Origin of the sequence: Mycobacterium colombiense, assembly GCF_003284975.1 — a bacterium.
Taxonomy (GTDB): domain Bacteria; phylum Actinomycetota; class Actinomycetes; order Mycobacteriales; family Mycobacteriaceae; genus Mycobacterium; species Mycobacterium europaeum_A.
Genome location: NZ_QMEU01000130.1, coordinates 1 through 10,766, shown reverse-complemented (window position 1 = coordinate 10,766; position 10,766 = coordinate 1). Strand labels below are relative to the sequence as shown.

Below are 10,766 nucleotides of genomic sequence, written 5' to 3'. Positions count from 1 at the left end.
ACGGCGGCGCCGGCGTCGTCGGTGTGCACGTGCACCGAGTAGGTGCGCTGCGCCGACGACGGCGCCGACGCGATGCCCACCGAATCGCCCAACTCCCCCAACCGATCCCGCAACCTGTCCGCCGCCGCGGGCTCGCAGCCGTCCAGCCGGTACATGACCTCGAAGTGGGGCGCCGGGCGCTGCGCGGACGCCTCCGGTTGCAGCTCCCGCGGCGACAGCTCGTACACCGTGCGGGCCGGGGCCTGCCCGGTGATGGTGCAGCGCAGCGCGTCCAGCAGCACCAGCAGCCCACGCCCGCCGGCGTCCACGGCGCCGGCGTCAGCGAGCACGTCGAGTTGTTCGGGCGTCTTCTCCAGGGCGACCACCGCCGCGTCGCCGGCCGCGATGACCGCCGGCACCAGCCCGTCCCCGGCCCGGGCGCACTGCGCGACGGCGTTGGCGGCCGCCCGCAGGACCGAGACGATGGTCCCGGGGATCTCCTCACCGCCCATCGAGCTGATGACCAGCTCGACGCCGCGCTGCAGCGCCGCACCGAGAACGGCGGCGTCGATGTGCGGCAGCTCGCCCCCGGCATCGGCGGCCGCGGTCGCGGTGACGTCGGCGATGCCCCGCAGGATCTGTGACAGGATGACCCCGGAATTGCCGCGGGCGCCGTTCAGCGCGCCGGCCGACAGCGCCGCCGCGGCCCGGGCCACGCAGCCCGATCCGGCCTCGGCGCCCGCGTTGGCCTCGGCCAGGGCGGAACGCATGGTGAACAGCATGTTGGCGCCGGTGTCGGAGTCGGCGACGGGGAAGACGTTGAGCCGGTTGATCTCGTCGATGTGCGTGATCAGGTCGCTGACGGCGGTGTGTGCCCAGTCGCGCAGGGTGGTCGCGTCCAGGAGACGATCCTGCGACGTATCCGCAGTGCCCAGTGTGACCCACCTCCTCCGCACCAGTCCCCCGGTGGGCGCCAGCGTAGCCCGGCGCCCGAGCCGCTGCGCTCAGTTGCTCTGCGCCGTTGAGGAAGACCGAGCAGCCGGTCCGGCAACGGCAAACCGATCGGCGGCGAGGTGGTCCTCGACGGGCAAGCTCGACGGGCAAGAAGGTACCCTAGGCGGGCTTAATAGCCCTGCCGGATACCGGGATTGGCCTGCCCCACGAGCATGCGCTGATTGCTGCCATCGCGGTTCACCCCGTAGCGGCTCATCTGATAGTTCATCGACGCGCACGCAGCGGCCACCGGATCCCATGCCGAATACGACGTTCCCGCCTGGTGGAACATCGCGAACGTATCAGGCATCACCTGCCACGGGCCGCGCGTTGCGTGCAACGGGCCACCGTCTGGCTGGCGCGGTCCGTAGGCGTTGCTGTCGGAGAGGTTGATCGCGCCCGAGTGGAACTGCGCCTCGTGATCGGCGATGGTCATCATGCCCTCGATCCAATGGCCACGGGCCGGCGGCTCGGTGATGCCAATCCGGTCGAGCGCCTCCTCGAGGTAGCCGCGGATCGCCTCCGGCCCCTCCGGCCACGTTCCCCGGCCCTCGAAACCCACCTCCGACAGTTGGATCGGGCTCCGCACGGCGACAGCCGGCTGCACCGGGGCGAGAAGAGCGGGCGGCTGCCACCAGGAGGGCGCGGCTGCGGCATTGCCGGCCCACGACGCTTTCGGACCCAGCCCGCCCGCACCCGTCGGGCTGTTACCGGATGTACTGCCGATGGCGAGGCTCCCCACCGCCGTCACCACCAGGTAAGCCGCCGCGACCCGTCGCAACCGCGATGCCAACCGTCGTACGCCCACCGGAGCGCCCCGCCGGGTTTCGACGCAGGCGCAACCGGCGGTGTTTTCGGCGCGCGCAACCACCCCGCGCACTCCCCTCAAGCCTGCCGATATTTGCTTGCCAGCCTCATCCGCAGCACCGCGCGGGCCGGCACCGCCGGGAAGAAGACTTCAGCCGGATCAGCGCGCCGTCCACGCCTGACACAGGCAGCGACCGCGCCGACCATCGGCGGCGACGCCAGCCTAGCGGCGCCGCGTCCGAGCAGCCCGGATTCGCGCCGGTATTGTGATCGACTCGATGTTTACGGCGCAGGGGGTCGCGGCGCACACTGACCCCGGCGTGACCCGTCGGGCCGCCGTCGACGTTTTGGTGGTTACCACGACAATCGGTATTCTGATTGGGCCCGGTCAACCTGGGCCGTCCCGGCCAGATTGCCGGACCCCCGAGATCTGAGGAGCTTGAACAATGGCCGCTGTGTGCGACATCTGCGGGAAAGGCCCCGGCTTCGGTAAGTCGGTGTCGCACTCCCACCGCCGCACCAGCCGCCGGTGGGACCCCAACGTTCAGACCGTGCACGTCGTCACCCGCCCGGGCGGCAACAAGCAGCGCGTGAACGCCTGCACGTCCTGCATCAAGGCCGGCAAGGTCGCCCGCGGCTAAGGCCGCAGCTACATCACGATGTGGCCGGCGTCGACGGGCACCGACACGCCGGTCACATAGCGGGCCCTCGGGCCGGCCAGCCACAGCACCGCTTCCGTCACGTCCTGCGGTTCGACCAGTGGCACGTCCGGCAGCAGCATCTGGGAGACGGCAGGGTTCGGGTTCTCCAGCATCCGGTTGACGACGAAGTCGTTGAGGATCATCGGCGTGGTGACACCGGCGGGGTGGATCGAATTAACCCGAATCTTGTGCGGCGCATATGCATTGGCGGCCGAACGCATCAATCCCACCACGCCGTGCTTGGATGCAGCGTAGGCGAACATCGCGGAACTGCCGTCGCCGCCCCGGCCGGTCAGACCCTGTGACGAGCTGATCATCACGATCGAGCCGCCCCGGCCCTTACGAATGATCGATGGCACTGTCGCCAGCAGCGTGTGCCAGACCCCTTTCAGATTCGTGTCCACGATCGCGTTGAATACCGGCTCGGAGTGGGCGTCGGTGTCACCGATCGCAACCACTCCGGCGTTGGCGATGACGATGTCCACCTCTCCGATGGCGTCGATCGCGCCCTGCACCCCGGCCTCCAGCTGCGCCAGGTCGCGGACGTCGGCGACAACGGGCACGGCCTTGCGACCCGCGGCCTCGACCAGCCGCACGGTCTCGTCGAGATCGGCCTTGGTCCCCAGGGCATAGGGAATCGGCTCGAGATCGGCGCAGATGTCGACGGCGATGATGTCGGCGCCCTGCTCGGCCAGCGCCACGGCGTGGCTGCGGCCCTGGCCACGCGCGGCGCCGGTGATGACGGCCACCGTGTTGTCGAAGTCGCCCATGGCTACTCCACCTCCAGTTGTGTGCCGGTCTCGCGTTCGGCGAAGGCCACCAGCCGCGCGGCCGTGTCGTAATCGCAGGCCAGCGGCGTGCGGCCGATCAGCACCGGGCCGCCGCGCAGCCCGAACCTGCCGCTGACCCCGACGTAGCTGCCCGGCGGGATCGGCTCGCTGATGCAGTACAGCGTCGGCGCCGCGCCCTCGTCGATGTCGTTGGCCAGCCGGTCGGCCACCACCTTGACCCCTTTGTGGGCCAGCGACATCAGCCGTGAGTCGCCGAGGTTCGACAGATTGGAGGCCACCCACCCCGGGTGGGTGAGCTGCGTGACGATCGGAGATCCGGCCGCGCGCAGCCTGCGGTCCAGCTCCAGCCCCCACAGCATGACCGCGAGCTTCGACTGGGCGTAGGCGCCCAGCCTCGTCCACTTGTGCCGCCGCAGGTGCGGGTCGTCGAGCCGCAGCGTCGCCGACCGGTGCGCATCGGAGCCGACGTTGATGATCTGCGAACGCACCCTGGGCAGCAGCAGATTGGTCAGTGCGAAGGGTCCGAGCAGGTTGGTGCCCAGGGTCTTCTCGAAGCCGTCGACCGTCTCGGTGCGCCGGTCGGTCAAGGCGCCGGCATTGTTGATCAGGATGTCCACCGGCTCGTCGATGAGGTCGGCGAAGGCGCGCACCGACGACAGGTCGGCGAGGTCGAGTTTGACCACGGCGGTCGAGCCACCGATTTCCGTCGCGCGTTGCGCGCCGAGTTCGGTGTTGCGCACCGCCAGGATCACGTGCGCCCTGGCTTTGGCGAGCGCACGTGCGGTGCCGAGTCCGACGCCGTTGGTCGCGCCGGTCACGATCACGCGTTTGCCGGTCAGGTTGCCGAGCCGGCTCGGCGTCCACGGTAGGGTCACGGCGATCCAGAGTAATGGTCGGTTCTATGTAAGTTGGACCGGTTCTGCCAACATTGTTCGCGGAACAGCGCGCAAGACTCCCGAGGCGGTTCGATATGACTGGCAGCGCCACCGAGATCACCAACCTCATCTACACCTATGCGCAGCTTCTCGACGGCGGCGACCTGGACGGGGTGGCCCGGCTCTTCGAGCACGGCCGCATCTGCGGGGTTCAGGACGGCCCGCCGGAGACGGTATTCGCCGGCTCGGCCCGGGTGCGGGAGATGTACGAGATGGCCACGCGCATCTACGACGACGGCACCCCGAAGACCAAACACAACACCACCAACGTGCAGCTGTATGTCGACGAGGCGGCCGGGACCGCGCAAAGCACGTCCTATTACTGCGTCACGCAGGCCACCGATGACCTGCCGCTGCAGGTCATCGTGACCGGGCACTATAAGGACACCTTTCACCGGGTGGACGGGGCCTGGTGCTTTGACAGCCGCACCATGTTCGTCGACCAGGTCGGCGACGTCAGCCAACATCTGAAGTTCTGACCCGTGGCATCCGCGAGCGCGTCCGACGGTCCGTTCGACCCGGCCGCCGTGCTGGCCGACGCGCAACGCAAGGAAGAGCTGAGCGACTGGGGCCCGGGCGAATTCGATGGCGCGCTGCGGATGTTGCTGTCCGACTACGCGCGCGCCGACCTCAACGGCCTCAATGCCCAAGGCGTGCACATCCTGCGCTCGGGCATCGTGCACAGCCTGCGCATGCGGCTGCGCACGCAGGAGTGGATCCGCCGCCACCCGCAGATCCTCGACGAGCGGGTGGCCGCGCCGATCGTCGTCGTCGGGATGATGCGCAGCGGCACCACGCTGCTGCAGCGTTTGCTCGCCGCCGACCCGCGCTTCATCTGCGCCTACGGCTGGGAGGTCGTCGAGGTCGCGCCGCGCCTGGACCATCGGTTCACCGACACCCTCGATCCGCGCATCGCGATCAGCGAGGCCCGGGAAGCGAAATCCCGCGAACTGGCGCCCGAATTGTTCTCCATCCACCCCATGTATGCCAGGGAGGCCGAGGAGGAGATCGTCTTTTTGGCCGACGCCTTCTTGTCGCACGTCCCCGAGTCGGGGGCGCACCTACCGCGGTACCGGTCCTGGCTCGACGACCAAGACTTCTCCCCCGCTTACGGCTATCTGCATCGGATGCTGCAGTTCCTGCAGTGGCAGAAACGGCAGCGGGGCGCCCGCGGCCGCCGCTGGGTGCTCAAATCGCCTGCGCACCTTGGGTATTTGAACCTCCTGCGCGCCCAGTTTCCCGATTTGCACCTCGTGCACATGCATCGCGACCCGCGCACCACCATCGCGTCGGGGGCCAGCCTGAATGCGACCCTGCACGCGATGCACGCCGATACCGTCGACGTCCACCGGGTCGGTGCGCAATGGCTGGAGCGGATGGGCTGGACCAATGACCGGGCGATGGCGATCCGCGACGGCTGGACCGATCACGATGCCGTGGTCACCGACATCGGGTTCGACGAGGCGGTGGCCGACCCGATCGGCCAGGTGGCCCGCGTCTACGACGCCATCGGGCTGCCGCTGACCGCGCAGGCCGAGGACGCGATGCGGCGCTGGCTGGCCCACCGCCCCCGTGAGGTGCCGCGGCCGCCCTACGGACTGGAGACCTACGGCCTGCGTCCCGCGCAGGTCGATGAGCGATTCACGTTGTACAACAAGCGGTTCGGACAGCAAATCGGAGGAACAGCGCATGCCTGAACACCCGGTCGCGACGGCGTCCCAGCACGAGCAGGAGCTGGCGGCCCTCGACCTGATCGAGCACCCTACCGTCAAGGCCGCCTACGGCACGGTCGCCGAGACCTGGCTCGGTCGCGCCAAGGCGTCGGAGGCGATGCGCGAACGATTCGACGACGCATTCGCCGAGGTGATGTTCTCGGCGGCGGTGTGGTCGTCCAATCAGGACAAGCTGCGACCGAAGGTCAGCTGCATCACCCGGCTCGCGCACCCGGTGGACGGCCGCCGCATCCCCGGATCGCGCTGGGGCATCGACAATCCCGACAGCGTGTACCGGGTGATCCCGATCTCCGGCGACGAGCGCTACGAGATCCACGGCCGGGTCGGCGAGCACCGGATGAATGAGAACTACTTCACGCTGTGGGACGCGCACATGGGGACCGTCGCCGTGCTCAACGGCCGCACCATGCAGGTCGACTCCGACGGCAGCTACACCATCACCGTCGACTCCGAGCCGGCCAACGGCCGGGGAAACCACGTGCAGACCTCGTCGGAGGCCCACGAGTTCTACATCCGCGACGTGCTGCTGGATTGGGACCTCGATGACCCGAATCATATTGAGGTGCAACGGCTTGGCGGTCCGCCTGCCGCCCCGGCGCGCACGCTCGACGAACAGGCCGAGGCCACCGCGGCGATGATGGATTACTTCGCCAACTTCACCGGCAAGCTCAGCCACGGCGTGTACAAGATGCCCGCCAACCATTTCGAACTCGCCTGGTCGGCCGACAAGGTCGGCGCGATGCGCAACCAGGTCTACGTGATGGGCCGGTTCGACCTCGCCCCCGACGAGGCCTTCGTCGTCGACCTGAACGACGGTGGCGCCGAATACTTCACGGTGCCGCTGAGCAACATCTGGGGCACGACACTAGGTCTGGTCGACCGCACCGGCAGCCTCAATAAGGCGCAGTCGGTGGCCAACGAGGACGGCAGCTACACCTACGTGATCTCGCCCGTCGACCCCGGCGTGGCGAACTGGATCGACTCCGACGGCCTGCAGGAGGCCATCTTGACGTTGCGGATGGCGGAGTTCGGCGAGTCCGGGCCGCGCGAAGACCTCGGGGCGCGCGGCCGGGTGGTCAAGCTGGACCGGCTCGACGCCGAGGTGCCGCACCTGCCGCGGGTGAGCGAACAGCAGCGCGCGACGGAGCTGGCGCAGCGGCGCAAGGCCTACCTGCGCCGCCTGCCGGAAGGGACGATCTGACGTGTCACGCTGGCTGATCACGGGATGCTCCACGGGCTTCGGGCGCGAAATCGCGCGCGCCGCATTGCAAGCCGGCCACAGCGTGGTGGTGACCGCGCGGCGGGCCGAGGCGGTGGCCGACATCGCCGACGCATTCGCTGACCGGGCCGCGGTCGTCGCCCTCGACGTGACCGACGCCGCCCAGATCGCGGCGGCGGTGTCGGCGGCGGACGAGGCGTTCGGCGGGGTCGACATCCTGGTCAACAACGCCGGCCACGGCTACCTGTCCTCGGTGGAAGAGGGTGAGGACGCCGAGGTCCGAAAGCTGTTCGACGTCAACTACTTCGGGGCCGTCGACATGATCAAGGCGGTGCTGCCCGCCATGCGCGCCCGCGGGTCGGGACACATCATCAACATCTCCTCGATGACCGGCCTGGTGGCCAATCCGCCCAACGCCTACTACTCTTCGACCAAGTTCGCGCTCGAGGCTCTGACCGAGGCGCTGGCCGCCGAGGTGCGCCCGCTGGGCATCAAGGTGACCGCGATCGAGCCCGGCGCGTTTCGCACCGACTGGGCGACGCGGTCGATGAAGGAGTCGGGCAGCCCGATCGCCGACTACGCCGACGTGGCGGCGCGCAAGGACCTGATCAAGCAGTTCGCCGATCACCTACCCGGCGACCCGCGCAAGGTCGCCGAAGCGGTGCTGATGGTGACCACGCTCGACGAGCCGCCGCTGCGGCTGCTGCTGGGCCGTGACGTGCTGAAGGCCATGCGCGACAAGCTCGCCGCGCTCTCGGCGTCGATCGAAGAGTGGAAGGCCGTCACGAAGGACGTGAATTTCGCGGACTCGTGAGGCCACTCAGTCCCGCACGATGAGGACCGTCTTGCCGGCGCGCGTGCCGTGGTCGCGGCTTTCAAACGCCTCGCGGCCCTCGTCGAGCCCGAATGTCTGGGCGATCGCGACGTGCAACCGGTCGCTGTCGACCAGCGCGGCGAGTTCGTCGAGCTGGCCCCGATTCGGCGTGACGATGAAAAACGTTGCGGTGACACCGAATTGCTCGGCCAGACCCTCCGGAGGCGGTGCGGACAGGGTGATCAGCCGGCCACCGCGGCGCAGCACCCCGAACGACCGCTCCAATGTCGGCCCGCCGACCGTGTCGATGACCACGTCGTAACCGGCGCCGGGTTCGTCGAACGCCTCGGTGCGCACGTCGATCACCCGCTGCGCGCCGCACCCGCGCAGCAGGTTGGCGGCGTCGCTGCGCACGGTCGCGGTCACCCGCGCGTCCAGCAGCGAGGCCAGCTGAACCGTCAGCAGGCCCACTCCCCCGGCACCGCCGTGCACCAGCACGCTCTCGCCCGGTTGCACGGCGGCGTGGTCGACCAGCGCCTGCAGGGCGGTCAGGCCGGCCAGCGGCAGCGCGGCGGCGACGGTGTGCGACACGGTCGACGGCTTGATCGCCAGGTGGGCGGCGGGCACGGCGACGAAATCGGCCGCCGCGCCGTCCCGGTCGAACCCGATCAACCCGTACACCTCGGCGCCCGGCGCGAAATCCGACACGTCGGCGGCGACCGCTTCGACCACGCCGGACACCTCGTGTGAGGGGATCACCGGGACGCGGCTGACGCCGTCGCGGGTCCAGGTCTCCTCCCACGTCAGCTCGTCGAAGGTGATCCCGGCCGCGTGTACCGCCACCAACGCTTCCCCGGCGGCCGGCACCGGTCGCGGGGCCCGTTCGAGCACCAACTGCTCCGGGCCACCCCGCCGGTGCGCGCGCAGCGCGGTCATCTCGGTCATGGCAGGCGCCAATCGATCGCGTCGGCGCCCATCCCGGTCAGCAATTCGTTGGCGCGGCTGAACGGGCGCGAACCGAAGAACCCGCGCGACGCCGACAGCGGGGACGGATGCGGCGACTCGATTGCCACGCAATTGCCCTGGGCGAGAATGGGTTTGAGGGTCGACGCGTCGCGGCCCCACAGGATCGCCACCAGGGGACGCGACCGCTCGGTCAGCGCCCGGATGGCGCATTCGGTCACCGCCTCCCACCCCTTGCCGCGGTGCGACGCCGGATTGCTGGGCCGCACCGTGAGCACCCGGTTCAGCAGTAGCACGCCGCGCTGGGCCCAGGGCGTCAGGTCGCCGCAGGAGGGCTGCGGATGGCCCAGGTCCGCGGTGTACTCCTGAAAGATGTTGGCCAGACTGCGTGGCAGCGGCCGCACGTCGGGCGCCACCGAAAAGCTCAGCCCCACAGCGTGTCCGGGCGTCGGGTACGGGTCCTGCCCGACGATCAGCACCCTGACGTCGTCGAAGGGATAAGTGAAGGCGCGCAACACATTCGGTCCGGCCGGCAGGTACCTGCGCCCGGCCGCGATCTCGGCCCGCAGGAACTGCCCCATCTCGGCCACCTGGTCGGCCACCGGCGCCAGCGCACTCGCCCACCCCGGCTCGACCAGTTCCCCCAGCGGACGCGCGGTCATCATCGGCTCTTCGCGATCGCGTAAACGGTCACCGCGTCACCCTAATACGACTGCCAGCCGGCGTAGCCGTTCCACTCTTGATCATCGACGAGCACCCGCGCCGGCCCGTCGAGAACCCGCCCGATGATCCGCCAACCGGCCGGGGTGGGACCGGCGAAACACGCCACCAGGGCATGGTCCTCACCGCCGCCCAGCACCCAGTGCCACGGATCGGCGCCCACCGCGGCGGCGGCGGCGGCCAGCCCATCGCGGTCCGCGCCCAGCGCCGCCGTCGACAGATCCATGCCCACCCCCGACGCCTCGGCGACATGGCGCACGTCGGCGATCAGGCCGTCGGAGATGTCGATCATCGCCTGCGCACCCCCGGCCGCCGCCGCCGCTCCCTGGCCATAGGGCGGCTCCGGCACCAGATGCCGGCGCCGCAGCTCGCCGAACTCCGTTATCCCCTTGCGCCACAGGGAAAATCCGGCCGCCGAGCGGCCCAGGTCCCCGGCGACGGCGATCAGCGCACCGGGCTGCGCGCCGGATCGCCGCACCGGCGCGCGCCCGTCCGACTCGCCCAGCACCGTCACCGAGATGACCCACTGCGGGCAGTGCACCAGGTCACCGCCGGCGATGCCGGCGCCGACCCGCTGCGCCTCGTCCCACATCCCGTCGACCAGCGCGTCCACCTGCGCCGCCGGCGTATCACCGGGCGCGCCGAAGGCGACCACGAAGGCCGTCGGCCGCCCGCCCATGGCCTCGATGTCCGCGGCGTTCTGGGCGATCGCCTTGCGGCCGACGTCGTGCGGCGTCGACCAGTCCAGCCGGAAGTGCCGGTCCTGCACCAGCATGTCGGTCGACACCAGGGCGCGCCCATCACCGGCCGACACCAGCGCCGCATCGTCGCCGGGTCCCAGCAGGACCGCGGCGGGCTGCCGGCGGCCCCGCACCAGGCGATCGATCACGGCGAACTCGCCGAGTTGTTGCAGCGACGGGGACTCGCCCAATTCGTCCGGCACGCCCCCCACGATAGGGCTCCCGGCGTCGGCCGGACCGCCCCGAGAATAAATTGGCCTGGGGGTAAACGACGGCGATAGTGGTGAGCAGAAAAGGGAGGTGTGCGGCGGTGGCAACCGAACCGGACGCCGATGGCGGGCCGCCGCGTGCGCTGATCATCGCCGCGATCG

General features: G+C 69.8%; 12 protein-coding genes. 5 read left to right on the top strand and 7 right to left on the bottom strand.

Features of this window, described 5'->3' with window-relative positions:
- Together DQP58_RS23820 and DQP58_RS23815 are read right to left on the bottom strand one after the other, a co-directional pair.
- The coding region (locus DQP58_RS23820; protein WP_114149368.1) for a DAK2 domain-containing protein at window positions 1-914 on the bottom strand (914 nt) is incomplete at its 3' end.
- A 188-nt stretch (window positions 915-1,102) separates the two neighbouring features.
- Window positions 1,103-1,765, bottom strand: a complete 663-nt coding sequence (locus DQP58_RS23815; protein WP_240630098.1) for a hypothetical protein — start codon at window positions 1,763-1,765, stop codon at window positions 1,103-1,105.
- 460 nt (window positions 1,766-2,225) lie between these two features.
- Between DQP58_RS23815 and rpmB the strand changes: the two genes are divergently transcribed.
- Window positions 2,226-2,420 carry a 50S ribosomal protein L28 gene (gene rpmB, locus DQP58_RS23810; protein WP_112710603.1) on the top strand — a complete coding sequence of 65 codons (195 nt, stop codon included), beginning with the start codon at window positions 2,226-2,228 and terminating at the stop codon, window positions 2,418-2,420.
- An 8-nt stretch (window positions 2,421-2,428) separates the two neighbouring features.
- On the opposite strand, the gene DQP58_RS23805 is transcribed toward rpmB, so the two are convergent.
- Together DQP58_RS23805 and DQP58_RS23800 are read right to left on the bottom strand one after the other, a co-directional pair.
- Window positions 2,429-3,250: a mycofactocin-coupled SDR family oxidoreductase gene (locus DQP58_RS23805; RefSeq protein WP_112710602.1), complete on the bottom strand. Its 822-nt coding sequence runs from the start codon at window positions 3,248-3,250 to the stop codon at window positions 2,429-2,431.
- A gap of 2 nt (window positions 3,251-3,252) precedes the next feature.
- Window positions 3,253-4,146 (bottom strand): SDR family NAD(P)-dependent oxidoreductase, encoded by an 894-nt coding sequence (locus DQP58_RS23800; RefSeq protein WP_112710601.1) that lies wholly within the window; start codon window positions 4,144-4,146, stop codon window positions 3,253-3,255.
- A gap of 95 nt (window positions 4,147-4,241) precedes the next feature.
- Here DQP58_RS23800 and DQP58_RS23795 point away from each other — a divergent pair, with 95 nt between their 5' ends.
- The 4 genes from DQP58_RS23795 to DQP58_RS23780 are packed head-to-tail and all read left to right on the top strand — an operon-like array spanning window position 4,242 to window position 7,972.
- A complete protein-coding gene (locus DQP58_RS23795; RefSeq protein ID WP_112710600.1) occupies window positions 4,242-4,685 on the top strand; it encodes a nuclear transport factor 2 family protein in 444 nt (147 codons plus the stop codon).
- Between the two features lie 3 nt (window positions 4,686-4,688).
- Entirely contained in the window at window positions 4,689-5,903 is a 1,215-nt protein-coding gene (locus tag DQP58_RS23790; RefSeq protein ID WP_112710599.1) for a sulfotransferase family protein, read from the top strand.
- Entirely contained in the window at window positions 5,896-7,140 is a 1,245-nt protein-coding gene (locus tag DQP58_RS23785; RefSeq protein ID WP_112710598.1) for a DUF1214 domain-containing protein, read from the top strand. The genes DQP58_RS23790 and DQP58_RS23785 overlap by 8 nt, the downstream gene beginning before the upstream one ends.
- A 1-nt stretch (window position 7,141) precedes the next feature.
- Window positions 7,142-7,972, top strand: a complete 831-nt coding sequence (locus tag DQP58_RS23780) for an oxidoreductase (RefSeq protein ID WP_112710597.1) — start codon at window positions 7,142-7,144, stop codon at window positions 7,970-7,972.
- A 6-nt stretch (window positions 7,973-7,978) separates the two neighbouring features.
- Here the strand turns inward: DQP58_RS23780 and DQP58_RS23775 are convergent, their stop codons facing one another.
- Genes DQP58_RS23775 through DQP58_RS23765 form a run of 3 tightly spaced genes read right to left on the bottom strand, consistent with a single transcriptional unit; the run spans window position 7,979 to window position 10,607 of the window.
- Complete coding sequence (locus DQP58_RS23775; protein ID WP_112710605.1) at window positions 7,979-8,908, bottom strand: NADP-dependent oxidoreductase; 930 nt, start codon at window positions 8,906-8,908, stop codon at window positions 7,979-7,981.
- 5 nt (window positions 8,909-8,913) lie between these two features.
- Window positions 8,914-9,597 carry a uracil-DNA glycosylase gene (locus DQP58_RS23770; RefSeq protein WP_112710604.1) on the bottom strand — a complete coding sequence of 228 codons (684 nt, stop codon included), beginning with the start codon at window positions 9,595-9,597 and terminating at the stop codon, window positions 8,914-8,916.
- A gap of 41 nt (window positions 9,598-9,638) precedes the next feature.
- The gene (locus DQP58_RS23765) at window positions 9,639-10,607 is read right to left on the bottom strand and encodes a thiamine-phosphate kinase (protein ID WP_112710596.1); all 969 of its coding nucleotides are present in this window, start codon (window positions 10,605-10,607) and stop codon (window positions 9,639-9,641) included.
- Window positions 10,608-10,766: the final 159 nt, after the last annotated feature.

What these genes read in the sequence shown, in the direction of transcription:
- DQP58_RS23805 (WP_112710602.1), bottom strand. Translation starts at nt 3,250, where the DNA reads ATGGGCGACTTCGACAACACGGTGGCCGTCATCACCGGCGCCGCGCGT.
- DQP58_RS23775 (WP_112710605.1), bottom strand. Translation starts at nt 8,908, where the DNA reads ATGACCGCGCTGCGCGCGCACCGGCGGGGTGGCCCGGAGCAGTTGGTG.
- DQP58_RS23770 (WP_112710604.1), bottom strand. Translation starts at nt 9,597, where the DNA reads ATGACCGCGCGTCCGCTGGGGGAACTGGTCGAGCCGGGGTGGGCGAGT.
- DQP58_RS23795 (WP_112710600.1), top strand. Translation starts at nt 4,242, where the DNA reads ATGACTGGCAGCGCCACCGAGATCACCAACCTCATCTACACCTATGCG.
- rpmB (WP_112710603.1), top strand. Translation starts at nt 2,226, where the DNA reads ATGGCCGCTGTGTGCGACATCTGCGGGAAAGGCCCCGGCTTCGGTAAG.
- DQP58_RS23785 (WP_112710598.1), top strand. Translation starts at nt 5,896, where the DNA reads ATGCCTGAACACCCGGTCGCGACGGCGTCCCAGCACGAGCAGGAGCTG.